Origin of the sequence: Exiguobacterium acetylicum, assembly GCF_022170825.1 — a bacterium.
In the GTDB taxonomy this organism is placed as follows: domain Bacteria; phylum Bacillota; class Bacilli; order Exiguobacteriales; family Exiguobacteriaceae; genus Exiguobacterium_A; species Exiguobacterium_A acetylicum_B.
Genome location: NZ_CP081878.1, coordinates 2648840 through 2673884 on the forward strand (window position 1 = coordinate 2648840; position 25045 = coordinate 2673884).

At 46.8% G+C, this 25045-nt stretch carries 25 protein-coding genes and 1 riboswitch; of the genes, 13 read left to right on the plus strand and 12 right to left on the minus strand.

From position 1 onward, the window contains the following. The first annotated feature begins 201 nt into the window (after positions 1-201). Both K6T22_RS13865 and K6T22_RS13870 read left to right on the plus strand, forming a co-directional pair. Positions 202-1851 carry a peptide ABC transporter substrate-binding protein gene (locus K6T22_RS13865; protein ID WP_238237834.1) on the plus strand — a complete coding sequence of 550 codons (1650 nt, stop codon included), beginning with the start codon at positions 202-204 and terminating at the stop codon, positions 1849-1851. A 269-nt stretch (positions 1852-2120) separates the two neighbouring features. Continuing rightward, positions 2121-2771 (plus strand): homing endonuclease associated repeat-containing protein, encoded by a 651-nt coding sequence (locus K6T22_RS13870; protein WP_047393045.1) that lies wholly within the window; start codon positions 2121-2123, stop codon positions 2769-2771. 96 nt (positions 2772-2867) lie between these two features. Here K6T22_RS13870 and K6T22_RS13875 read toward each other — a convergent pair whose 3' ends face one another. Continuing rightward, positions 2868-4565, minus strand: a complete 1698-nt coding sequence (locus K6T22_RS13875; RefSeq protein WP_238237835.1) for a GGDEF domain-containing protein — start codon at positions 4563-4565, stop codon at positions 2868-2870. 134 nt (positions 4566-4699) lie between these two features. On the opposite strand from K6T22_RS13875, the gene K6T22_RS13880 reads away from it, so the two are divergent. Beyond that, on the plus strand, positions 4700-5308 hold the full coding sequence (locus K6T22_RS13880; protein WP_238237836.1) for a YktB family protein: 609 nt from the start codon (positions 4700-4702) through the stop codon (positions 5306-5308). A gap of 31 nt (positions 5309-5339) precedes the next feature. Here K6T22_RS13880 and K6T22_RS13885 read toward each other — a convergent pair whose 3' ends face one another. The 6 genes from K6T22_RS13885 to K6T22_RS13910 all read right to left on the minus strand — a co-directional run bounded on the left by K6T22_RS13885 (position 5340) and on the right by K6T22_RS13910 (position 10348). Continuing rightward, entirely contained in the window at positions 5340-5849 is a 510-nt protein-coding gene (locus tag K6T22_RS13885; protein WP_238237837.1) for a YjgB family protein, read from the minus strand. Positions 5850-6011: 162 nt separating this feature from the next. Further along, complete coding sequence (locus K6T22_RS13890) at positions 6012-7085, minus strand: ABC transporter substrate-binding protein (protein WP_238237838.1); 1074 nt, start codon at positions 7083-7085, stop codon at positions 6012-6014. A 3-nt stretch (positions 7086-7088) separates the two neighbouring features. After that, complete coding sequence (locus tag K6T22_RS13895; RefSeq protein ID WP_029342587.1) at positions 7089-7889, minus strand: ABC transporter permease; 801 nt, start codon at positions 7887-7889, stop codon at positions 7089-7091. Next, complete coding sequence (locus tag K6T22_RS13900; RefSeq protein ID WP_238237839.1) at positions 7889-8698, minus strand: ABC transporter permease; 810 nt, start codon at positions 8696-8698, stop codon at positions 7889-7891. The genes K6T22_RS13895 and K6T22_RS13900 overlap by 1 nt, the downstream gene beginning before the upstream one ends. Beyond that, on the minus strand, positions 8695-9789 hold the full coding sequence (locus K6T22_RS13905) for an ABC transporter ATP-binding protein (protein WP_053454271.1): 1095 nt from the start codon (positions 9787-9789) through the stop codon (positions 8695-8697). The genes K6T22_RS13900 and K6T22_RS13905 overlap by 4 nt, the downstream gene beginning before the upstream one ends. A 13-nt stretch (positions 9790-9802) precedes the next feature. Beyond that, positions 9803-10348, minus strand: a complete 546-nt coding sequence (locus K6T22_RS13910; RefSeq protein ID WP_238237840.1) for a helix-turn-helix domain-containing protein — start codon at positions 10346-10348, stop codon at positions 9803-9805. A 187-nt stretch (positions 10349-10535) separates the two neighbouring features. Here K6T22_RS13910 and K6T22_RS13915 point away from each other — a divergent pair, with 187 nt between their 5' ends. The 3 genes from K6T22_RS13915 to K6T22_RS13925 are packed head-to-tail and all read left to right on the plus strand — an operon-like array spanning position 10536 to position 12571. After that, complete coding sequence (locus K6T22_RS13915; RefSeq protein WP_238237841.1) at positions 10536-11384, plus strand: DegV family protein; 849 nt, start codon at positions 10536-10538, stop codon at positions 11382-11384. Positions 11385-11440: 56 nt separating this feature from the next. Continuing rightward, the gene (locus tag K6T22_RS13920; RefSeq protein ID WP_238237842.1) at positions 11441-12172 is read left to right on the plus strand and encodes a tryptophan-rich sensory protein; all 732 of its coding nucleotides are present in this window, start codon (positions 11441-11443) and stop codon (positions 12170-12172) included. A 51-nt stretch (positions 12173-12223) separates the two neighbouring features. Next, positions 12224-12571 (plus strand): iron-sulfur cluster biosynthesis family protein, encoded by a 348-nt coding sequence (locus K6T22_RS13925; protein WP_133207743.1) that lies wholly within the window; start codon positions 12224-12226, stop codon positions 12569-12571. Positions 12572-12801: 230 nt separating this feature from the next. Here the strand turns inward: K6T22_RS13925 and K6T22_RS13930 are convergent, their stop codons facing one another. The 3 genes from K6T22_RS13930 to K6T22_RS13940 form a co-directional block, all read right to left on the minus strand. Next, entirely contained in the window at positions 12802-14844 is a 2043-nt protein-coding gene (locus tag K6T22_RS13930; RefSeq protein WP_238237843.1) for a bifunctional diguanylate cyclase/phosphodiesterase, read from the minus strand. 182 nt (positions 14845-15026) lie between these two features. Then, the gene (locus K6T22_RS13935; RefSeq protein WP_238237844.1) at positions 15027-15764 is read right to left on the minus strand and encodes an anti-sigma factor; all 738 of its coding nucleotides are present in this window, start codon (positions 15762-15764) and stop codon (positions 15027-15029) included. Beyond that, positions 15745-16308, minus strand: coding sequence for an RNA polymerase sigma factor (locus K6T22_RS13940; RefSeq protein WP_238237845.1), 564 nt, complete (start codon positions 16306-16308; stop codon positions 15745-15747). The genes K6T22_RS13935 and K6T22_RS13940 overlap by 20 nt, the downstream gene beginning before the upstream one ends. Positions 16309-16534: 226 nt before the next feature. On the opposite strand from K6T22_RS13940, the gene K6T22_RS13945 reads away from it, so the two are divergent. The 3 genes from K6T22_RS13945 to K6T22_RS13955 all read left to right on the plus strand — a co-directional run bounded on the left by K6T22_RS13945 (position 16535) and on the right by K6T22_RS13955 (position 18628). Beyond that, positions 16535-16798: a metal-sensitive transcriptional regulator gene (locus K6T22_RS13945; protein WP_023469359.1), complete on the plus strand. Its 264-nt coding sequence runs from the start codon at positions 16535-16537 to the stop codon at positions 16796-16798. Positions 16799-16966: 168 nt separating this feature from the next. After that, entirely contained in the window at positions 16967-17773 is an 807-nt protein-coding gene (locus K6T22_RS13950) for an SMP-30/gluconolactonase/LRE family protein (RefSeq protein ID WP_238237846.1), read from the plus strand. 126 nt (positions 17774-17899) lie between these two features. After that, positions 17900-18628, plus strand: coding sequence for an MBL fold metallo-hydrolase (locus K6T22_RS13955; RefSeq protein WP_238237847.1), 729 nt, complete (start codon positions 17900-17902; stop codon positions 18626-18628). Positions 18629-18695: 67 nt separating this feature from the next. Here K6T22_RS13955 and K6T22_RS13960 read toward each other — a convergent pair whose 3' ends face one another. Beyond that, the gene (locus K6T22_RS13960; RefSeq protein ID WP_238237848.1) at positions 18696-20306 is read right to left on the minus strand and encodes a glycoside hydrolase family 13 protein; all 1611 of its coding nucleotides are present in this window, start codon (positions 20304-20306) and stop codon (positions 18696-18698) included. Positions 20307-20455: 149 nt separating this feature from the next. Here K6T22_RS13960 and K6T22_RS13965 point away from each other — a divergent pair, with 149 nt between their 5' ends. The 4 genes from K6T22_RS13965 to K6T22_RS13980 all read left to right on the plus strand — a co-directional run bounded on the left by K6T22_RS13965 (position 20456) and on the right by K6T22_RS13980 (position 24407). Beyond that, positions 20456-21643: an aminotransferase class I/II-fold pyridoxal phosphate-dependent enzyme gene (locus K6T22_RS13965; RefSeq protein ID WP_238237849.1), complete on the plus strand. Its 1188-nt coding sequence runs from the start codon at positions 20456-20458 to the stop codon at positions 21641-21643. Positions 21644-21705: 62 nt separating this feature from the next. Then, a riboswitch (SAM riboswitch) is annotated at positions 21706-21811 on the plus strand. 84 nt (positions 21812-21895) lie between these two features. Then, complete coding sequence (locus K6T22_RS13970) at positions 21896-22909, plus strand: methionine ABC transporter ATP-binding protein (RefSeq protein WP_238237850.1); 1014 nt, start codon at positions 21896-21898, stop codon at positions 22907-22909. Further along, positions 22899-23564 carry a methionine ABC transporter permease gene (locus K6T22_RS13975; protein WP_023469366.1) on the plus strand — a complete coding sequence of 222 codons (666 nt, stop codon included), beginning with the start codon at positions 22899-22901 and terminating at the stop codon, positions 23562-23564. Before K6T22_RS13970 ends, K6T22_RS13975 begins: the two co-directional genes overlap by 11 nt. A gap of 27 nt (positions 23565-23591) precedes the next feature. Then, a complete protein-coding gene (locus K6T22_RS13980) occupies positions 23592-24407 on the plus strand; it encodes a MetQ/NlpA family ABC transporter substrate-binding protein (RefSeq protein WP_238237851.1) in 816 nt (271 codons plus the stop codon). Positions 24408-24465: 58 nt separating this feature from the next. Here K6T22_RS13980 and K6T22_RS13985 read toward each other — a convergent pair whose 3' ends face one another. Then, a complete protein-coding gene (locus K6T22_RS13985; protein WP_238237852.1) occupies positions 24466-24963 on the minus strand; it encodes a GNAT family N-acetyltransferase in 498 nt (165 codons plus the stop codon). Between the last annotated feature and the right edge of the window lie 82 nt (positions 24964-25045).

The following is a 25045-nucleotide window of genomic DNA, read 5'->3' on the forward strand; positions in this document are numbered from 1 at the left end:
TTTTGAAATAATCTGAAAATATTCTATTGATTTTTCTGAATATTGTATTTATTATTGATAACAAGTTGATCCGGTGCTTTCCACAGCTTAAGAATAAAAGGCGATGACCCCTCTTATTTTTAGTCGGACACCGGATCGCTATCCTATCGGTTCTTATCGTTTCACCAGATATATCTATTTCTTTTGGGAGGGATTTACTTTATGGAAAAGAAAAAGGCACTTGCACTCGTCGGAGCACTGACAATCGCTGGATCAAGTCTTGCGGCATGTTCGACGACAGATGAAGGTTCAAAAGAAGGCGGTTCAACATCTGGAGAAAAAGCTTCAGACAAACAAGTCTTGAATATCATCAGCGGTTCGGATATTCCAGCACTTAGCCCGACAGTCGCAACAGACTCTGTATCCTTCACAGTCTTGAACAACGTCCAAGAAGGACTGTTCCGTCTTGACGAGAACCAAGAAGCAACACCAGGTGTTGCGGAAAGTGTTGATGTTTCTGAAGATGGACTTACATACACGTTCAAACTTCGTGATTCAAAATGGTCGGATGGCAGCGACGTTACAGCAAAAGACTTCGAATATGCGTGGAAACGCGTCCTTGATCCGAAAAGTGGATCGCAATATGCGTACATCATGTATATCATCGATGGCGCAGAAGAATATAACACAGGTAAAGGAAAAGCAGATGACGTCGCAGTCAAAGCGGTCGATGACAAAACACTTGAAGTCAAGTTGACACAACCTGCTGAATACTTCAAATCCCTCACTGGTTTCGGTTCATTCATGCCACTAAAACAAGAATTCGTCGAAGAACAAGGCAAGAACTTCGCATCGAAGCCGGATACATTCCTTTACAACGGACCATTCGTCCTCTCGGAATGGAAGACAGATGTTGGCTGGACATACAAAAAGAATGATCAGTACTGGGATAAAGATAACGTCAAACTGGAAGACATCAACGTAAAAATCGTTAAAGAAGTCTCGACGGGCGTCAACTTGTATGAAAAAGGTGACATCGACCAAGCAGGCTTAACGAGTGAATTCGTTGATCAGTACAAAGATAAAGAAGACTTCGAAACACGTCTTGATGCAGCAATGTACTATATCCAAATGAACTTCAAGAACGAACTCTTGAAGAACAAGGATATCCGTAAAGCAATCGACGCTGGATACGATAAAGCTCAGATGGCTGAAGTTCTCTTGAACAACGGTTCGATCCCTGCTTACTACTACGTACCAAAAGACTTCGCAAAAGGTCCAGACGGTAAAGACTTCCGTGATGGCAACGAAGGCTTCGGTTCATACGATGCGTCTGCTGCAAAAGCATCATTCGAAAAAGGACTCAAAGAAGTCGGTAAGAAATCGATGAAACTTGAACTCCTTTCATACGATGATGACAACTCGAAGAAAATCTCCGAGTACCTCAAAGGCGAGTGGGAGAAAAACCTTCCAGGTCTTGAAGTTACGATCAAACAACAACCGTTCAAGAACAAGCTAGATCTTGAATCAAAAGGTGAGTTCGAACTATCGTTCGCAGGATGGGGACCTGACTACCAGGATCCGATGACATTCCTCGACATGTGGGTAACAGGTGGACCATACAACCGCGGTAAGTACACAAGCGATAAGTATGATTCGCTCATCAAATCGGCTCAAAAAGAAGTAGATGCTGAAAAACGTTGGGCGTCACTTAAAGAGGCTGAGAAAACGCTTCTCGAAGACGATCAAGCAATCTCCGTCATGTACCAACGTGGTGTTTCTTCTCTTCGTAAACCGTACGTCAAAGGAATCGTCAACCACAAAGTCGGTGCCGATACTTCGTACAAATGGGCTTACATTGAAGGAAAATAAGTTATATCAAGAGACCAGATTCGCTGACGAGCGTGTCTGGTCTTTTTTTCCATATGAGCCGTTTGTCCTATTTTTCTGAATAGAATTAAAATTTCGTGTCATTCTGTTTTCATTTCCATGACTTCCATTTATACTAAGCAAAGAATCCGATTCACTTTATTTACAATATTTTGCGGGAATTATTCATAATTAATGGAAATGTACCGATATATCTAATACAGAGGACTTTTGCCTCAATACTACATCGAACTAGGAAGGAGGACTCACTCATGAAGCAACGTGTACTTACGAGTCAACAGAGTTATACAGAAGAGCAACTTGAGATGATTGAAGCCATCCGTGCGGTCGGTGAACTCATCCAAGACCGTCCACGCCGAACTGTCTATCGCCGTTATGCTTTAGTCAATGACTGGCCTCAGCCGGAAAATATCATTCGTCAATTCGGATCGTGGCCAGAAGCCCTGTCTGCTGCTGGATACGAGTGGAATGTCGATCAACAACCGGAGGAACTCGAACGTGCGCCGAAATACACGAAAGACGAAATTTTGAAGTCATTCGAACGATACGCACAAGACGTCGGTTCTACAATCACACTCAAGAAGTATCAGATGTGGCGTAAATCCGTCCATCATGCACCGAGTCACTACCATATCGTCAAGATGTTCGGTTCATGGCATGATGCTTGTACCGCTGCCGGTCTTGAAGCGAGTGTCACTTATTCAAAAGCTGAACTCGCCGCTTCCCTACGTCAAGCCATCGAAGAAGTTGGTTTCGCTCTTTCCTTTGAAGCATACCGGGAATGGGCAAAACGGAACAACAAACCGTCGACGAAAGCCTTACTTCATCGCTATGGTTCTTGGTCAGCTGCGATCCATGCGATTGAAAACGAGATTCGTCTCAGTAAACAACAAGCACAATGAACTCATTCCTTTTTGATCCTCCTCGTTCATCTGAACTGGGAGGATTTTTTATATCAAAAAAGAAGGTAACGTCTCCGCTACCTTCTCCTACTTGATTTAAATGACCTTCTCTTTCCACTCTTGATACGATGCGACACGATCGCGTCCTTGGAACTTCGCTCCGACGTACATCGCCCGGTCCGCGTTTCGAATCAAACTCGCGAGGTCCCCGAGTTCCTTTAATGTATCGATGCCGATACTTGCTGTGATCCGGAGGGTATGTTCTTCGACTAAGATTGGATTCGCATGTAACGTCTCCCGAATTCGTTCTGCAACGATTTGGGCGGAATCGAGATCCGTATTCGGTAATAAGATGACGAACTCCTCTCCCCCATAACGCGCGACGAGATCCGTGATGCGCGTCGCCTGCATCAACAGCTTCGCGACTTCAAATAAAACAACGTCTCCGACTTCATGACCATACGTATCGTTGATTTGTTTAAAATGATCTAAATCAATCATTAAAGCAGAAAACGGATAGAGGTCACGTTGTTTAATGCGACGATCGCCCCATTCTTGCAAGGCACGATAGTTAGGTAGTTTCGTCATCGCATCTGTCCGGCTGTCGGTCAACAAGCGCTCTCGCTCGTGCGCTCGCTCAACTGCCCATGACAGAACACGAAGGGCACGATACAGCTCATAGCCGAAATCTTGCGTAAACTCCCCGCTCGCTTCAGATGCCAGGAACAACGAGCAGTTGATCGTCTCTGTCGCTTCCGGTTGGATGAAGAGGACGGATTGCGTCTCTTCCGGTAAACAATCGTATAGTCGAATATCCCACTCCTGTTGCATTCCATAAAGGAGAACTTCTTCTTTTTCGATGATGTCTTCAATGATTCGTCCTTCGACATGATCGGCTTTTAACTTTCGTCCATCCTTCAACGAATAGTACACGCTCTGCTTTCCTTCTTTGAAATCGAACTTAATCCAAGCGATGTCCGGTTTGACGAATTGATTGAGCTGTCGCAGATACCGCTCAATGATGAACTGCGCATCGCCGTCCTTCCAAGCCGCTTCTTTTAATCGCTCGATCTGCTCCCAGTGTTCAATCCGGTCTGTCGCTTCGACTGAACTCCCTAGTGCTCGCTTGATGATGAATAAAGCAAAGGCAGCCATGACGAGTCCACTATTTCCGTTTCCTTGGACGACGAGCGTACTGAAAATCCCATATAACAATTCTGCCGTGATGACGACCGCTTCAAACCGTAGCAGCTGAAACATGACGTCATTTGGGATATTTTCTCCAAGAAGAAATCGAGATAACTGGTATTGTAATAAAAGAACGATCCAGAGGATGGCAACCATTGCCATTAACGGAACGATGTTTTCTGTAAGTACGAATCCTTCTCCATGCGTCCCACCGAGTGCATTGTAGGCAAGACCCGCTGGAACGATTAAAAACAGTTCGAGGGCGACGTTGAACGGATAGTTATGTAACATCCGACGACGTCCGACCGGTGTATGGATCGTCCGCAATTGATAGATGAGCATCGTCAGTTGCCCAACACAAATCGCTGATAATAATCCATACGTCAAGAAGGTGAAGAGAACGAATCCAAAATGAAAAGTAAAACTCATATGGCGACGGCGGACAGGATCGACGACGAAAATCGTCGATAAGGCGGCAATCAATAAGAACGTGAACAAATCGACGCTGAGACTATAATCCTTCGACTTCGCAAAAAGATCGATGCCAATGACGATTACGAAAAAAACAACCCAGCTTCGAAGGAGATATTGTTGAAAACGACGCACAAAACATTCCCCTTCCTTTAAATTATGTAGTTGTATATTACTGGAAATCGATATGTCCATTATTCTACTTTTCGAGCAAAAAGTCGAACTTCGATGGTCTCCTTTGATACAATTAATTCGAGGTGATATTTTTTATGACAAACACATTTACGCAACATGCATTTGATACATTTCAGATTGATGGATTAGAACCCCGGATGGAAGCAATTCGCGAACGGATTCAACCGGTTTTTCGGGACATCGGTCAAGAAGTCGCACCTGACTTGACTGTTGCAACGGCGGAAGACGTCCACGTTCATATCGCGCAACACGCTCGGCGGAAGGTCAATCCTCCGAAAGATACATGGATGGCATTCTCACCAGATAAACGTGGGTATAAAAAGCACCCCCATTTCCAAGTCGGTCTGTTTGATGATCATCTGTTCATTTGGCTCGCTTATATTTACGAATTGCCGAATAAACAACAATACGCATCTAAACTATTACAGCATACCGAGCTGTTGACATCCCTACCGGATGATTTTGTCGTCTCATACGACCATATGAAAAAAGACGCGGTTTCCGTTCATGAGACAGATATCCAAAAGGGATTACAACGTTTCCACGACGTCAAAAAAGCAGAATTCCTTGTCGGTCGCCACATTTCGGCAGAACAAGTGCATCAACTGTCACGCGAAGAATTACTCGAAATGATTCGAAATACCTATTCGCATCTCGTACCACTCTATAAAACAATTAAATAAAAAGGATGGCCGAATCGGTCATCCTTTTTCATTAGTTATATTTTACTAGAATTGACATGACTTGTGTACGGTCGGAATTTAAATTTAGATAAATGTTGACCTGTTTTGAGGAAACGGTCATGACGTTGAATGTTTTATCAAGTTTTGCTGTCGCATACGCTTGTTTGACTTCCTTAACCGTCACATTTCGTTTGACTTGTTTTGGATCATAGACGATGGCACTGACTTTTGCTTTCGCATCCTTCACACCATACGTTGAGCAGTAATGGAGGGCACGATCAGCTGATGCAAGCCCGTTTCCGCTTTGACACCAATTCGAGTTCTTTTCCCCCTTATATGCTTTATGTACTTGTGCAAGTGTTGTTTTGTTAAGAGCGACTTTTCCATCGATTGAACGTGCTTGTTTTGCTTGCGTCTGGATTTCTTGAAGCCATTTGACGTCTGTTTGTTTTGTTGCCTCGACCGGTTGATTATATGAAGCGCCTGACACGATGCTGACAGTGAGTGCGGCAGTTAAGATGATCCCTAAAACTTGTTTCATGATGATGTCCTCCTCGGCGCCTGTAAAAGGCGTTGATAATAAACTGATTCCCCTATTTCAAAAAATTATTCAGTTTTTATAGTTTTTTTCTGGGAACTTATATTTATTTTTTTGAGGAGAAATAAAAAAAGAACCTAGTGTCGCCTGACACTAGGTTCTACCTCATTTCTTATGCATCTTAAACTCTAGGAACAACTCATTGTAATGCGCAAGCATCTTCTTCCCGAGGTTATCATAGACTTCAAGCGTATCTGTAACTTGTTTATCAGGATAGAATCGCTCATCGGTCTGCACCGATTTGTCGAGCAATTTCAAGCCTTCTTTGTTCGGTGTCGAATACCCGACGTAGTCGGCATTCTTCGCTGAAATATCTGGACGCAGCATGAAGTTGATGAACTCATGTGCACCTTCGACGTTTTTAGCCGTTTTTGGAATGACGACATTATCGAACCAGACGTTTGATCCCTCTTTCGGGATGACGTAGTCGAGATTCTCGTTTTCGCTCATGATCTCGTTTGCATCACCAGACCAGACGACACCGAGTCCCGCTTCTTCGTTCGCGAGGAGTAACTTGATCTCGTCACCGACGATTGCCTTGACGTTAGGCGTCAAGCGCATCAAGTTCGCTTTTGCTTCCTGTAGTTTTGATTCATCCGTTTCATTCAACGAATAACCAAGACTATTTAAGCTCATCCCCATCACTTCACGGGCACCGTCAGCGAGTAGAATTTGATTTTTCAGCTTCGGATCCCAAAGATCCTTCCAGCTCGTCGGTTCTTTCCCACCAATCAACTCTTTATTGTAGACGATCCCAACTGTTCCCCAGAAATACGGAATCGAATATTTATTATTCGGATCAAAGGATAAATCCAAAAAACGTGAATCGATGTTCTTGAGGTTTGGAATCTTTTGATGGTCGATCGGTAGAACAAGCTTCTCCTCGATCATCTTCGCAATCGCGTAATCAGACGGGACGGCAATATCGTATGTCGTCCCACCCTGTTCGATTTTCGTCAACATCGCTTCGTTCGAATCGAACGTTTGATAGACGACCTTGATGCCGCTCTCCTTTTCAAACTGTTTGATCAGTGCTGGGTCGATATAATCGCCCCAGTTGTAGATGTTCAGAACATTTTTACCTGAATATCCTTGTGTCTCATTTAACTGATTCAAGGTGAAAAGAATGACACCTGAAATCAGGAAAATCGCGGCGAACAATTGAATCAATTTTTTCAACGGTCATTTCACCTCCGGTCGCGAAAGCTTCGTAGCAGCTCGTTGGTTCAAGAAGTAGTAGCCGATGACGAGTAAGAACGTAAACAGGAAGATGACGGTCGACAAAGCATTGATCTTCATCGAAATCCCTTGGCGGGCAAGTGAGTAGATTTCTACAGACAGCGTCGTAAAGCCGTTTCCTGTTACGAAGAACGTCACGGCAAAATCGTCCAGTGAGTACGTCAATGCCGTAAAGAATCCGGCGAAGATACCCGGTGTGATGTACGGCAAGATGACTTTCGTCAATACATCCCAGCGGCTTGCTCCTAAGTCACGTGCTGCATCGACGAGCGTTGGACTCATCTCCTGCAACTTCGGTAAGACAAGAATGACGACGATCGGTACTGAGAACGCGATGTGTGACAGTAAGACCGACGTAAATCCAAGCTGAATGCCAAGTAGCGTGAAGAAGATCAAGAACGATGCCCCGATGATGACATCCGGACTGACGATCAAAATGCTGTTTAGTGTCAGTAATGACGTCTCGACACGTTTCTTGCGGACGGCTTGGATCCCGATCGCTCCGAACACCCCGAGAATCGTCGAGATCGCTGCTGATAACAGGGCAATGACGAGCGTATTCAAGACGATGATCAACAAGCGTGAGTCTTGGAAGACTTCCTTGTACCAGTCCCACGTGAACGAATCGAAGTTCGTCATATTATCGGCGCTGTTAAATGAATAGAACGCCAAGTAGAAAATCGGAGCATACAAAATGATGAAGACACCGATTAAATAAAGATTTGCTAGTTTCAAACGTTTCATCAAGTCGTCGCTCCTTTCTTCCGTTTCGTACTCGTCAACGCAAGGATGATTGCCATCGCGATGATGAGGAAGACAGCAATCGTTGCCCCCATCCCCCAGTTTTGTGTCACGAGGAACTGTTGCTCAATCGCGGTACCGAGCGTGATGACGCGGTTCCCAGCAATCAGACGCGTAATCATGAACAGCGATAACGCTGGAATGAAGACGAGCTGACAGCCTGATTTCACACCATCGAGCGTCAACGGGAAGACGACGCGACGAAACGTCGTGAAGTTCGATGCCCCGAGGTCACGTGCAGCGAAGACGAGTGACGGACTGAGTTTTTCAATCGCGTTGAAGATCGGTAAGATCATGAACGGAATAAAGATATAGACCGATACAAAAACAAAACTGAAGTCGGTAAAGAGAATCTGCTTACGACCGATGCCGATCGCTTCAAGCGTTTGATTCGCTAGACCATACGTACTGAACAACCCGATGAACGCATAAGCTTTCAACAATAGGTTGATCCATGTCGGTAAGATGATTAAAAGTAACCACAGTTGTTTATGTTTCGTCTTCGTCAACAAGTAGGCCGTCGGATAACCAATCAAAAGTGAGAACACCGTGATTAAGAAGGCGTACCAGAACGAACTAAGCGTCATCGTCAAATAGGTCGACGTAAAGAAGTTCTGGTAGTTCTCAAACGAGAAATTCCCATCCAGGTCGAGAAACGAATAATAGACGACGAGGACGATTGGTGCGATGACGAACAAAGCGATCCAGAATAGATACGGGATGAGATACCAGTTACGTGATTTTTGCATCATAACACCCCGTCGTAAGATTCCAGACGCTTATCAAATTCTTCCTCTGTCTCGTTCAATCGCATGACGTGGATCGCTTCTGGATCAAATGTCAGACCGATTTGCTCACCGACCGTTGCTTTTTTCGTGCTATGGACGAGCCATTCGTTCCCGACTTCATCCATGCAGGCGATCTCGTAGTGCACGCCACGGAAGAGTTGTGAATCAACGGTAACTTGTAGTTTTCCTTGTGTCACGTTCGTGATTTCAAGATCTTCAGGACGGATGACGATTTCGACCGGTTCGTTCAGTTCAAGACCACGGTCGACACATTCGAATTCCTTTTCTGCGAACCAGACCCGGTAATCTTCGACCATGCGCCCAGGAATGATGTTCGACTCACCGATGAAATCAGCAACGAAGCGGTTGATTGGTTCGTCATAGATATCCGTCGGCGTACCTGATTGTTGAATGACACCATGATTGAGGACGAAGATCTCATCCGACATCGCCAGTGCTTCTTCTTGATCGTGTGTGACGAAGATGAACGTGATTCCAAGACGACGTTGCAAATCACGGAGCTCATATTGCATCTCTGTCCGTAATTTCAAGTCGAGGGCTGATAACGGTTCATCAAGCAAGATGACTTCCGGTTCATTAACGATCGCTCGAGCAATCGCGACACGTTGCCGTTGTCCACCCGACATCTCAGTAATTTCCCGCTTTTCATAGCCGGACAAGTTAACGAACTTCAACGCATCGGTTACGCGTTGTGCGATTTCCGCTTCTTTCACCTTCTTGATCCGAAGACCGAAGGCAATGTTTTCAAAAACATTTAAATGTGGGAAGAGCGCGTAATCCTGAAAGACGGTATTGACTTGGCGTTTGTTCGCTGGTACATCATTGATCCGTTTTCCATTGAAGACGATGTCTCCCTCTGTCGCTTCTGAAAAGCCGGCAATCAGTCGTAAAATCGTCGTTTTCCCACAACCCGATGGTCCGAGTAAGGTGTAGAACTTCCCGCGTTCGATTTCAAAGCTAACTTGATCGAGGACGGTCTGATCGTCATATCGTTTCGTGACGTCCTTGAATTGAATGATTGTAGTATCTGCCAATCTAGTTCCTCCTTCATAGGTATGAGTCAGTCGCAGTCACAAGGACTTTCGTCTCTTGTGTGGACTCATTGCGTAGTTGATGGATTTCTGAAGCCTTATAATAAAGTGTCTCGCCTTGTTTCGCTACAAAAGACTGGCGACCAAGCGTCAGCGTGACATTTCCTGCAAGCACGTAGACGAACGTTTCAGCACTCGACGGTTCGTACGTCTTAAATGCTCCACCTGGTGCGAGTGTCAGTAAGACCGGTTCCATCTCTTTTTCGTTCGATTCCGGAATGAGCCAGGTGACATGATACCCTTGTGCTTCGTCTGCATACGTCGTGACATCTTCTTCACCGTAGACAACCTTTTGATTCAGCGTATCCTCATCAAAGAAATCCTTTGGTGAAATGCCAAGGACTTCAAGGAGATGAAACAGTGTCTCGATCGACGGTGAACTGATTTCCCGTTCGAGTTGCGAGATGTACCCTTTACTGAGGTCTGTTCTTTCCCCTAGTTCCTCTTGGGTCAACCCCTTTTGAAGACGGAGGTTTTTAATTTTTTGACCGATTGAGTACAATCGACGTCCTCCTCTCATCTGCTTAGTTTAGTATAAGATGACTAAAAGTTTACTAATCTCGTACCGATTATAGCGTATTTCATTATTTAATCAACTAAAACGTTCAATATTTTTTAATGTTCATTTGACAGCGAGAACGCTTACACCTACAATTAATATCAGGTACTAATTTAAGGAGGAATTTGTTATGCGGATCGCTTGGATCACTGATAGTACAACGATTTTACCGGATACGATCGCTCAGCGCGATGATCTTTCGGTTGTCCCTTTACTCGTCATGAAGGATGGAGAAAGTTTCGTCGATGGAGTCGACGTCGATGCGGAAACCGTCTATAGCTGGATTGATGCCAAACACAAAGTGACGACGAGCCAACCTTCGATCGGCAGTTTCACGGAGCACTATGAACGATTAAAAGAAGAATACGATGTCGGTTTTGCTGTCCATTTATCAAGTGAGCTGAGTGGAACGTATAGTGCTTCCGTCCAAGGTGCAGAGATTGCCGGATTCCGCCTGATTGCGATTGATTCCCGTTGTGGGATTTATCCGGCTGGTCAACTCCTAGCAGAAGCGATTGAACTCGTCGAAACCGGACACTCGATTGAATCCGTCGAACAAATGATTCTTGAGCGTCGTTTTGACCACCATATCGAGTTCACTGTTGCGAATCTCGATCAATTGCAAGCCGGTGGACGCATCTCTTCTACAAAAGCATTCGTCGGCAACTTGTTGCAGCTTCGTCCGTTGTTCCACTTCGAGGAAGGAAAAATCGTTCCCTACCAAACCGTTCGGACGTTCAAGAAAGCCCATTCGAAGATTTTTGATCACCTCGTCACGATCATCGAACGAGGACAGGTGACAGATATCTCCTTGTTCCACGCGACAGCGTATGAACTCGCACTGGAATGGAAACAACGACTTGAATCGCAGTACGATGTGCGTGTCCGGATTGATGATTTAACGCCGGTGCTCGGTTCGCATACGGGAAATCCAGCTATCGGTATGTCCTTTTTAAATCCTACAAGCCGACCTCGATGACTAATGAAAATGATTTTTGGGTAAACCTTCTTTAGAGAATAAAGGAGGTTTTTTGTTTGAAAAATAATAAATGGATTTGGCTCAACTGGGTCGGCTTCATCTTCACGATTGCCGTAAACGCCCTTGATGGTGGAAAGACCGGACGAATTTCCGACTCGATCATCACACTGTTCAAACCTGCCGGGTATGCGTTCTCAATTTGGGGATTGATTTATATGGTATTACTCATTTGGTTGATTTTACAATCCATTCCGAAATTCAAGGAACATGAACTCGCGAAAAAAATTGGACCGTGGTTCTTGATCAGCTGTCTGTTCAATGCCGGTTGGATCGTCTCGTTCACGTTCGAACTATTTGTCGTCTCAGTCGTCGTCATCGTTGGTCTTTTATTGTCACTGATCGTCATCTACTCAAAAATCGATCGTGAGACGAAAGGGTTACGTTTCAAATTGCCATTTTCGCTGTATCTCGGCTGGGTATCGGTCGCAACGATTGCGGATATCTTCCTGACAATCAACGCAGAAGGTGTGACGTCTTGGCTCGGTATTGGCGATGCGGGTTGGACGATGATCATGCTCGTCGTTGGTGTCGTCGTCGCCCTTCTCTTTATGTTCGCGAACCGTGATCCGATTTATCCGCTCGTCTTCGTCTGGGCGTATATTGCGATTAATTTCGAGTCCGACAATGGTCTCGTCGATACGACAGTTCTCGGTAGTGTCGTCCTGTTGTTAGCCGGTTATATCTTCCTTCTCGTTCGGATGCGTCGCCAAGTCAGCGTGAGCAAGTGACGTTCTTTTCTGCTTCAAACGGCGTATACTAGAGGAAAGGAGTGAATGACTATGAACATCACATTTACACCACCCGCTCAGGAACGGATTCGCCAATTACGCGGTGAAGTATCTGGTCAGCTGCATCTCTACTATGATACAGAGGGCTGTGGTTGCGGAAACTCTGGTATTTTCAGCATTCGTATCGTCGATCAAGCGACACCGGAAGACATGACAATCGACTCGAACGTCGGTCCGGTTCTCGTCAAACGCTGGTCGAGCCATTTCCTTGATCAAGACATGACGCTTGATTACAACGCAGAGAAAAAATCCCTCATCTTAAAAAGTGATGGGCAATATTTCAATACGAATGTTCTCGTGACAGATCAAACAGGCTGTGTCCTGACGGTTCGTTCATAAGCACAGATGAAAAAGGCAACTTCCGTCGTGGAAGTTGCCTTTGTTTGTGTTCGAACAGACAGTTGCTGCGTTGAAAGCTGGATTGCCTGAGTATGCTTGAATGTACTGGATGTCTGTCTGCATCGTGCACGAGCTGGTGAAAACCCAGCGCTTTGCGTCCCCCCAGACGTCGCATGCATCATCCTCGCATGCTTATCTAGTATACGAATGAAAGTCGTGTCTGGATTGCCTTATCCGACATTCAAAACGGTCTCTTCGATCGTTTGCTGGTTTAAATCCTTGACGTGCATCGGTTTGCTGTAATAGTAGCCTTGTCCATAATCACAACCGAGACGTTTCAAGAAGAGATGCTGCTCGAGTGTCTCAACACCTTCCGCGACAACTTCGATTCCAAGACTTTTCGCGAGTTGGATGATCATTTCCGTAATCGCCGTTCCTCGTTCGTCATGCGGTACTTCATCGATGAACGACTTGTCGATCTTTAGGATATCGATTGGCAAATGCTTCAGGTGCGTGAGCGACGATAGACCGGTTCCGAAATCATCGAGGGCGATCGTCAGACTAAGTTGTTTCAGTTCACCAAGCATCGTCATCGCTCGGTCGAGATTCTCCATGACAGACGTTTCGGTGATTTCGAGCTGTAGTTGCAACTCGCTTCCATTCTTCAAGGAATGATGAACGATTTCTTTAATCATCAAATTATGCGACTCAGACCGGAAGTGCATTGCTGATAAATTGACGGAAACTTGACGGATGAAATAATCTTCCTTCTTCCAAATCTCCATCTGTGCGACTGTTTCTTTTAGTACCCACTCGGTCAAACGATGAATCAAACTGTACTTCTCAGCAAGCGGAATGAACTCCGCCGGTGAGATGAAACCGAACTTCGGATGGTTCCAGCGAATCAAGACTTCTGCTTGATCGACCTTCCCTGTAGCGAGTGCGATTTTCGGTTGATAAACGAGGGCGAACTCCTTGAAGTCCGTCATCGCGCGGCGTAACGAACCAACGATCAATTGCTCTCGTCGATCCGAGTGGAGCGTCTCATCATAAATGATGAAGCGGTCACGCCCCTCATTTTTACCAGCCCGTAACGCACTTTCCATCTGACCGATCCGCATCTCAAGCGATTCCTTCGTATTCGGTAAGATGACGCCCATCGTCGCTGTTAAATGGACAGCCTGATCTTCAAGGTCGATTGGTTGACGCACATCCTCTAAAATTTGTTCGAAGACATCTGTCATATCTTCTTGCGAGACACGTTTGATGAGGAAGAACTGTGTGCCGTTATAACGGATACATGCTTCATCTTCCTTCAACGTTCGTAGCATCCGTTCAGCAAATTGACGGATGACCGCATCGCCCTTATCAAAACCGAATGTATCGTTGACCCACTTATACCCATCGAGATCAAGCAAGGCCATCGCCATCTCGTGTTTCGCGCGAACGTAATGGGTATCGACCTTCATCATATGATGATCGAGCCACCGGCGATTGTGCAGTCCTGTCAGATGATCCGTATACGCCATCATCTGCAGGGCGCGACGTTCAAGATGAATATAAAGACCTGCAATCAAGATGATGATCAAGAAGACGGGTATTGCGACTTCGTTTAAGATATTCGATGTGATCGGTGCGTCACCGATGATCCCGGCATTTGAAGCTGGGATACAAAACGATGTGCCGAGCATCCCGACATAATGCATCGACGAGATGGCAAACCCCATCACGATCGCGATGGGAATCAAGATGCGTTTCTTATCGACATGGCGCAAACGATGGAGCAGTAGCAATGCGATATAGGCGACCGTGACGGCAATCAGGACTGATAAGAAAAATAGGCTCTTCTCATACCGAACGGCTCCACCGAACTCCATCGCCATCATGCCGAGATAGTGCATCGTAGCGATTCCACCACCCATCAGTGCTCCTGCTAAAATAACTTTCTTGCGTGTAATCGTCGACGAGTACAACAGATGGAAGGCAATGAAAGCAGCCAAAATAGCGGGAATGACGGATAAGAACATTAAAAACCAATCGTAGCGGACCGTGACGGACAGCGCGAACGCACCCATCCCGACGAAATGCATTCCCCAGATCGATAATCCCATCGTCAACGACGAGAGGAACAACGCACGCTTTTTTAAGGCAGTGGCCTTCGCCAGACGCCGATTCAACTCTAGTGAGCCGTATGATCCGATGATGGCAACAAGTACCGACAACACGACCAGTGTCACTTCGTAATGTTTCGTTAAGATGATCCATTCATTCATTGTATGAGGCCTCTCTTTATGGAGTGTCATTCTCCTAACTATCGTCTGCTCGGTCTCATTTCTTCAGTAAAAATTAGAAATTCATTCGATTTCTTATCATTTCAACGCTCGTTTAATGAATCCATTCAGCACCTTGCACAAAAAAGCGGATCCGTACAAGACGGATCCGCTAAGCTTCATTCTTATAATGCAACCGATGCGACGATTTCGCCTGTCGGTTTTTCTAAATCTGGTTCGGGTTCAACCGTGATGGCGACGGCATCGACTTCTCCGTCTCCTTTAAGTGGGAAGACAGCTGCTGCTTCTCCATCTTTTTCGATGACACCGTTCGCAGTAGGAGTCTCTCCTTCGATTGTCCACAACTGATAAAGCTCCCCCTCTTGAAGAGGTGGTAAATCTTTTAATTGAACGAGCATATACGATTTATCGTTTTGTGTGAAAATCATACTCGATCCTTTGATGGATGCTGTACTTTCGAAGTTCCCCATCCCTTTAATATCATCCATTGCCAGCGTTTCTGGTGTATCCGTGCTCTCTTCCTGTGACAGGAAGTAGGCGTTCGCACCAAGTGAAAGAATCAAGGCGGCGGCGATACTCATCAACCAGCCGAGTGGAACACTCTTTTTCTTCGTTTGTTGCTGACGTGCTTGTTTGATGTCTACCGGAGTAGTCATCGGGGCTTCCTTCGGAGACGCTGTCTCTGCTGAACCAAGGACTTCTCCAAGAATCCGTGCTTTCATACCTGCAGGAACGGGTCGCTCCGGAAGCGATTCAGCGATGGGAAGCATGAGTTCTTCCATTTCTAAAAGCGCTTCGCGACATTCTTCGCACGTCGCAAGATGCGCTTCGAACGCGTCGCGATCTGCTGCGGATAATGTTCCATTGAAATAATCGATTAAGTCATGACAACGTTCTTCCATCTCGTTCCCTCCCATCCATTCGTTTTCGTAGTGCTTGAATCGCGCTCCTGATTCGCGTCTTGACCGTTCCAAGAGGTAAATCGAGCCGCTCTGAAATCTGTTGTTGCGTCATTCCTTGGAAGTAAACGAGTTCAATCAGCTCTTGCTGCTCTGGCTTCAGTTCATTGATCGCCCCGCGCACTTCAGCAGCCGTTTCTCGCTGCATGACCGTCCGCTCGACCGGCTCATCATATCCACCATCTCGTTCTTCGACTTCGATCGTTGGTTGTCGCTTTTCTCGACGTAAACAATCGAGTGCCGCGTTACGTGTAATCGTTAAAATCCACGATGAAAATTTTCCTTTTTGTGTATCGAAATCAACACGACCATTCCAAATCTTCATCCATACTTCCTGTATGACTTCTTCGGACAACCGGTCATTATTCGTAAAGCGATGGGCAAATGAGAACAACAGCCGCTCGTACTTATCGTACAATGTCTCGAGGGCATGCTCATCACCGCTACGCATCAGATGATAAAGCGATTCATCGGATTGAGTGTGCATCCTTCTCCTCCTTCTGATGTCAGCCTTATCATATAGTATACGCAAGCTGACACCAAATCGTTTTTGATTTTATCAAATTTCTAAGTAAAAAACTTCACCACATCCATATTCCCTAATTCTAAGAAAAGTATAGCTCATAATTCTGCTGAATTGACAGCGATACCGTAATGGGCATAGCATAAAGATACTACATGACGTCAGGTCAACGGGAATCGGAGGAATAAAAATGGATTATGATCGGAAGATGAAGAACCGTGTTAGTCGGATTGAAGGACAGCTACGGGGTATTTTACGGATGATGGAAGAAGGGCAAGATTGCCGCGATGTCATCACCCAGCTCTCAGCTGCCCGTTCTGCGATCGACCGGACGATTGGCGTCGTCGTAAGCTCGAATTTAATTGAGTGCGTCAAGGACGCAGAACAAAACGGCGATGGACAGACCGAAGAACTCGTCAAAGAAGCGGTTAACTTGCTCGTTAAGAGCCGCTGACATAACGTTCATACCGATAGCCTGCTTTGACAGCAGGCTATTTTTTTAGACGTTTATTTAGTATAACAGCTGTTTGATCCAGGTTTGAGTGCGGGTCAAAACAGGTATACTAAATTGTTATTATCTGGACTGCTCGTAAAAGGTGTCCACTTAGGAGGAAGAGTACTTATGACCGTTTCCCTATTCATTGATGTCGCATGTAAGACAGGCGAATCTCCTGTTTACGACGCAAAAACAAAGCGCTTTTATTTCGTTGATATTCCGAATCAACTTCTCTTTTCATATGACCTCGTCACAGAAGCACTCAAACCGTATACGTTACCAAGCGCGATCACATCGATTGCCTTGACCGATGCACCGGATTTATTACGTGTCACGGCTGAACACGGATTCGGTACGTTTGATCTTAAAGAAGGACACTTGTCGCTTGAACATCAACTATCGTTACCCGATTCCGATCGAATGAATGACGGCAAGCTTGATCCGACTGGTCAATACGTCGCTGGAAGTATTAATGAAGAAGACGGCAAGACCGCTGGACTGTTCCGTCTGCGCCACGATGGTTCCGTCGATGTCTTACACGAAGACTTAACGAACTCGAACGGACTTGTCTGGTCTGAAGATGGTAAGACCCTCTATCATATCGATACACCGACGAAAAAAGTCTATGCCTTTGATTATGCGCCGGACGCACCACTTTCGAATAAACGCGTCGCCGTTGATCTCGAAGAAGAAGACGGATTCCCAGACGGTATGACGAAAGACGCAGAAGGTCATGCTTGGATTGCACATTACGCCGGATCTTGTATTACGCGTTGGAATCTCGAAACAGGTGCAAAACTGGATCATGTCGACTTCCCTGTCGCAAATCCGACGTGTCCGATTTTCTACGAAGATCGGTTGCTCGTAACGACCGCTGCCAACGGAGATGATGCACCGCATGCCGGCGCCGTCTTCGCTGTGACATTTGAATGATTAGCAAAGGAGGGATCATCTAGTGATAGGTGGTGCCTCTTTTTACAAATAATCCGACTAGACGCCTATTCAAAAACAGACGATACTAAAGAAGAAGCTTATTAATCTTTTAAAGGAGTGAAGCCGATGCGTGTCACGACGATCGAACGTTTACACCAATTGCAGACGACCCCTTCTTTTTTCCCGGTCAATTGCTACTTATTTGAAGAAGCAGACAGTTTGACATTGATTGATGCCGGACTCGGTATCAATGCAAAGGCCCTCTATCACTATATTCGAAAGCAAGAGAAACCGCTCGGTGCGATCATTTTGACTCATGCGCACGCTGATCATGTCGGTTCGCTCGATTTCCTCGCGAACGCTTTTCCACTCGCTGAAGTCTGTATCAGTTACCGTGATGCTGCACTACTCAGTGGGGATGAGACGCTACGCGAAGGCGAAACGACACCACTCAAAGGCGGTATTCCAAAGAACATCAAAACACGTCCGGATCGATTGCTTGAAAGTGGACAACAAGTCGGAAGTCTCAGTGTCATCGCCTCACCCGGTCATACACCCGGTTCGATCTCGCTTTGGCATGAAGGTAGCCGAACATTGATTGCAGGAGACGCCTTTCAGACGCAAGGAGGACTGGCGGTCTCCGGTGACGTCCGCTGGCAATTCCCGTTTCCGGCACTTGCGACATGGGATCCGGACGTTGCACTCCGTTCCGCTGATCAATTGACGGAACTGTCTCCGGATGTTCTCGCTGTCGGACATGGTCCACTCATTCTCGGACCGAGTTACGAGATGCGTCAAGCCGTCGATCGGTTCGCTCACGTCTTACAGACGAAAAAAACATCACCTTTTAAGTGAAACCGTTACACTAAAACATCCGCTGATGTGTTCTTGACACGTCGCGGATGTTTTTCGTTCATATGATTTACGGCTGTTCTGTAACAGTATAACGATATACTCGTGCTTCATAAGGACGCAGTTCATTCGAGATATCTGGATAGTTCGAGAAAAGCAACTTATCTTGCGATAAAACGAAGGCCGTTTGCATCGGTTCATCATGAACATTGAGAACGATCCGCCACACTTCCCCCTCTAGTTCCCGCTCATAGATATAGAGATACGGATCATGGAGTGCTAAGTCGCGGTACGTACCGTAGACCATGATCGGATGATCCTTTCGCATCTGAATCAACGCCCGGTAAAAGGCAAGTACGGACGTTGGATCGGCTTCTGCTTGCGCGACATTGATATCCGTATAATTCGGATTGACCGCTAACCAAGGTTTCCCACTCGTAAAGCCTGCTGCATGCGTACTGTCCCACTGCATCGGTGTGCGGGAGTTATCGCGTGCGAGTAACTGCATTGACGAGAGCACGACTTCTGGATCCTCTCCACCAGCGACACGCTCCTCGTATCGATTACGGAACGCGACGTCTTGATAGAGCGACGGATCAGAAAAACGAATCCCCGTCATCCCGATCTCTTCTCCTTGGTACACATACGGAATGCCTGGTAGCGTGTGCAACATCAATCCGAGTAATTTTGCACTCTCGACGCGGTACCGTTCACTGCCGAAGCGCGTCACTTGTCGCGTATGGTCATGGTTGTTGAGGAACTGCGAATTGACGCCGAGTGGGTATAAAACGTCATACCAGCGTTTTTGAATCTCCTTGAATCGCAAGAGATCCATCGCTTCCATATCGTCCGCGATTTCGAAGTGAAATAGCGTCCGGAGTTCTTTTCGTTCCTCGCTGACATATAACAGACCATCTTCCGGACCAACGAACGGAATTTCACCGACCGTGAACAAGTCTTTACCAGCGAGAACGTTCGCATGCATCTCTTGTAGAAAATCATGTACACCAGGTTGGTTGCCTAAGTACGATAGATCAAATGGGTTCGCCACATCTTCGAGTGTCCGCTTCTTGATCAAGTTGATGACATCCATCCGGAAGCCGTCGATGCCTTGAGCAACCCACCAGTTCATCATGTTGTAAATCGCCTGTCTCACAGCTGGGTGTTCCCAGTTCAAGTCCGGTTGCTCTTTCGCAAAGGAATGGAAATAATACTGCCCGCGCTCTTCACTCCACGTCCATGGACTTGGTGCAAAGTACGAACGCCAGTTGTTCGGTGGCATGTCTTTCGTTCCATCTTTCCAGATATACCAGTCGTCCTTATCGTTGATCCGGTCCCGTGACTGGCGGAACCAATCGTGCTGGTTACTTGTATGATTGACGACTAGATCTAAGATGATCTTTAGTCCACGCGCATGTGCCGCTGCAATCAATTCTTGTAGATCACCCATTGTCCCCGCTTTTTCCATGATTTCGTAATAATCGGCAATATCATAGCCGTTATCGACGTCCGGGGAACGGTAACACGGATTCAACCAGACGACATCGACGCCGAGTGACGCGATGTAATCAAGCTTGTCGATGACACCTCGTAAGTCACCGATCCCGTCTCCGTTCGAATCCTTAAAACTACGCCAGTAGACTTGATAAACGACTGCCTCTTTCCAGTTAGCTCGCTTCATCTCTTCACTCCTCTCCCTATTCCTTATTCCCGCTCCACTTATCTGTACCTGTTTATCAGACAATTTTTTTGATTTTCGAAAAAGTTCTTTTCTTTTGACTGAATATTCGTTATCCTTGACGACAATACCACGAAGGAGGCACGCATCTTATGAAACATTTCGCTCCATCCATCGCCATCGACCGGCTTCCTGCTCCCGTATTCGCTGAACTTGCGAACCGCATTGGTGCTGTCAAAGCTGCCGGACACGATGTCATCACACTCGGTCAAGGAACACCCGATCAAACGACGCCCGTACATATTCTCGACGCTTTGAAACAGGCGATCGATGAGCCAACGAACCTTCAATATCCACCGTTTCGTGGCCATGATTTTCTAAAACAAGCTGTCGCAAGCTTTTACGCAAACGAATTTGGTGTCACGATTGATCCGGCTACGGAAGTCGCGATTCTCCTCGGTAGTAAAGCGGGAATCGTCGCCTTACCTCAGACGATCGTCAACCCCGGAGAAGGTGTCATCGTCCCAGATCCCGGATACCCGGATTACCTGTCCGGTGCTGCACTTGCTGGCGCGTACCCGATCACTTTACCGTTGCTTGAGAAAAACGACTTTTTACCCGATTACAACTTACTTGATACGACAGACGTCGAGCGTGCCCGAATGTTGTTCCTCAACTACCCGAGTAATCCGACTGGCGCTACGGCAACAGCGGAAGCCTTCGAACAGACTGTCGCTTTCGCCGATGCGAATGATATTTGTGTCGTCCATGACTTAGCATACGGCGGCATCAGCTTCGATGGTCCGACGCGAAGCTTCTTGCAGACGGAAGGCGCAAAAGACGTCGGAATCGAGCTATTCTCGCTTTCGAAACGCTTCAACATGTCAGGCTTCCGGATTGCCTTCGCAATCGGAAATCCGTCCGTCATCTCAAGCATCGAGACGTATCAAGAACATCTCTACGTCAGTGCCTTCACACCGATTCAGCATGCGGCAACTGTCGCCTTGACGAGTGACCAAACGTGCGTCCGTCAGTTAAGTAGCCTTTACGAAACTCGTCGTGATGCCTTATTCGCAAAACTCGATGCGATCGGTTGGAGTGGACCACGCCCAGGCGGTTCGTTCTTCGTCTGGCTTCCGGTGCCTGAAGGTTACACGTCCCAAAGCTTCACCGATCACTTGCTTGACGAAGCGCATGTCGCCGTGACACCAGGATCATTCTTCGGTGAATACGGTGAAGGATATGTCCGAATTAGCTTGATCGCTGACGTCGAACGGTTAGAAGAAGCCGTCGACCGGATCGGTACGCTCAACCTGTTCCGGACACCTGTTGCGGAATAATTCTGAAAAAACATTTGACAGATGGGAATCATTTCCGTTAAAGTAAATCCCAACAGCATAACTACTTATCGAGAGCGACCGAGGGATTAGGCCCAACGACGTCCGGCAACCACCTGTAAGGAACGGTGCCACATCCTACAGAATGATTTTCATTCTGAGAGATAAGTTACGAAATCTTACACTTTCGTCGCTTTTTTCTGGTTGCTCCGCTACTAGGAAAAAGCGACTTTTTTTGTATGAGGAGATGAGCGGATGATTGAATTCAAACACATTACAAAACGGTTCGTTCGAGATCGGACACCGATTTTTGCATTACGAGATGTCGATTTGACGATTCAAAAAGGAGAAATCTTTGGCATCATCGGTGAGTCCGGTGCCGGTAAAAGTACATTGCTTCGCCTGATCAACGGGCTCGAGCATCCGACACAAGGAACGGTCAAAGTCGACGGTGTCTCGCTCGGTGGGATGTCAAAATCCGACTTGCGTCAACTTCGTTTGCGGACAGGAATGATCTTTCAACATTTCCAATTGATCCAATCGCGTAACGTTGCGGATAACATTGCCTTCGCACTCAAGGCAGCTGGTGTCAAACGAGCCGATTTCCCGGAACGAATTCGCGAACTCGTCTCGCTCGTCGGACTCGAAGGGTTTGAAACGAACTTCCCGAGCCAATTGAGCGGTGGGCAGAAACAGCGCGTCGGGATTGCCCGGGCACTCGCAAACAATCCGACCGTCCTATTATGTGATGAAGCGACATCAGCTCTTGACCCCGTTACGACACTACAGATTCTTGAACTGCTGAAGGATTTAAATGAACGACTCGGATTGACGATCGTTCTCATCACCCACGAGATCGATGTCGTCAAACAGATCTGTCATCGTGTTGCCGTCATGTCGCAAGGTGAAGTCGTCGAAGTCGCTTCGACCTATGACTTGTTCAGTCAAGCTAAACACCCGGTGACACAACATTACGTCGACACCGCGTTACAGATCGAACTGCCGGAACGCATCTTACAGGCAACACCGGGTAAGATCATCCGCTTGCAGTTCACGGGCGAAAAGACCGGTGAGAGTACGTTATCAGAAGCAATCCGCCGTTACGATATCTCGGTCAGCATCTTGCACGGGAAGGTCGACTACATTCAAGACGTCGCCTTTGGTGTCTTGATCGTCAGCTTGACCGGATCATCCGACCAAATCGCTCCTGCACTCGACTGGCTCGCGACGGAACTTCATGCACTCGAGGTGATTCAGGATGTGGCTTGATCGTATTCAAACGATGTTACCCGAGCTCCTAAAAGCGCTCGGTGAGACGGCATGGATGGTCGGAATTTCACTTGCCTTCGCATTGGTCGTCGGGATTCCACTCGGGATTCTCTTGTTCGTCACCGACCGCGGATTATTTTTTCAAAACCTGGCCGTCCGGCGTGTCCTTGACTTCGTCGTCAATATCGTCCGGTCGCTACCGTTCATCATCTTGCTAGTTGCCCTCATTCCGTTAACGAAGTTCCTGCTCGACAATACGATTGGTCCGACAGCAGCATCCGTCAGCCTCAGCGTCGCAGCGATCCCGTTTCTTGCGCGACTCGTCGAAACATCATTGCGTGAGATTCCACCTGGTTTGATTGAAGCTGCCGAAGCCTGTGGTGCAAAACCATTACGAATCATCGTCAGCGTCCTCTTACCGGAAGCACTCCCTGGCATCATTCAGGGCATCACGTTAACGACGATCAGCCTGATCGGCTTCTCAGCGATGGCAGGTATCGTCGGTGGTGGTGGTGTCGGTGACCTCGCGATCCGTTTCGGGTACTATCGCTACGATAATCTCATTATGATCGTGACGATCGTCGTGCTCATCGTCATCGTTCAAAGCATTCAAGCACTTGGCAATCAACTGGCGCGAAAAACAGATAAACGCTAATCATACATACTAAGGGAGAGTGGAATCATGAAAAAACGATATGCCTTTTTAGCAACAGCCTTACTTGGTGCAGGAGTCCTCGCAGGATGCGGAGACAGCAGTGCGGATGAAAAAGACAAAACGATCAAGATTGGTGCGACGAGCGGTCCGTATAGCGACATGGTCAAACAAGCGATCCAGCCACAACTCGAAAAGAAAGGCTATAAAGTCGAAATCGTCGAGTTCAGCGATTATATCCAACCGAACATCGCCCTCGGTAGCGGTAATATCGACGCCAACTTGTTCCAACACTCAATCTATCTCAAGACGTTTTCTAAAGAAAAGAATCTTGACTTAAAAGGCCTGATCACTGTTCCGACGGCACCGATGGGACTGTACAGTAAGACAGCGAAGACACTTGAAGACGTCAAGACAGGTGCCGAAGTCGCGACGCCAAATGATCCGACGAACCAAGCTCGTGCTTTGAACTTACTTGCGGAACAAGGCTGGATTGAACTCAAGCCAGATGTCGATCCACTGACAGTTTCAGAGAAGGACATCGTCAAAAATCCTAAGAAACTCGTCATCAAACCACTCGAGGCGGCTCAATTGCCACGCGCTGTCGAAAGTGTCGATATCTCAGCCGTTCCAGGGAACTTCGCGCTTGCTGCGAAATTCGACTTACTCGATGCGTTAGCGCTTGAGACGATGGATGAGCAGTACCGTAACCTTGTTGCCGTTCAAACAAAAGATGCGGATGCACAAGTTGCAAAAGACTTGAAAGCCGCTGTTGAATCGGACGCTTTCAATACAGTCATCGAAAAATCATTCAAAGGCTTCAGCAAGCCTGAATGGGCAAACTGATTTAAAAACGACCGGAATTCAACGAGATCACTTCTCCTTGAATTCCGGTCGTTTTGCGTTAGAACTGATACCACATCAGTTCTTCATCGTGATACGTATCTCCGATTTTCAGCGCTCGCGGTTCAATCGCGTATGATTCAAAACCAAGTGATTGATAGAGTGCTTTAGCAGCTTCGTTCGTCCGAACGACCGAGAGATGAACTTGCTCGATTAAAGGATGCTCCTCTAATATCTGTAATGCCTCTTGTACGAGTCGCCGTCCGATCTGCTGTTTTCGGACGCGTGGAGTGACGTACATCGCAAATAGATTCGCTCGATGTCGTATCTTGACCGGATTTAAGCAGACGACGGTGACAACACCAACGAGTTCTCCTTCACTAAAAGCACCAAACGTTGATGTCTGCTCGCTCTCGAAACGCTTGGCATACTGCTCGATTGGTCGATCTTTTTCCGCTTCATAATCGGAGCCAAAGGCTTCCGGATGATGTTGTAAAGCTTCTAAGCGGAGCATCTTATAAAGCGTTGCATCTTCTGCGTTCAGTTGACGGATTTTCAAGTACCCCACCTCCTGCTTTTAGTATAGAACAAACCGACTCATGAAAAAGAGGACGACATCAAGTGATATCGTCCTCCATTAA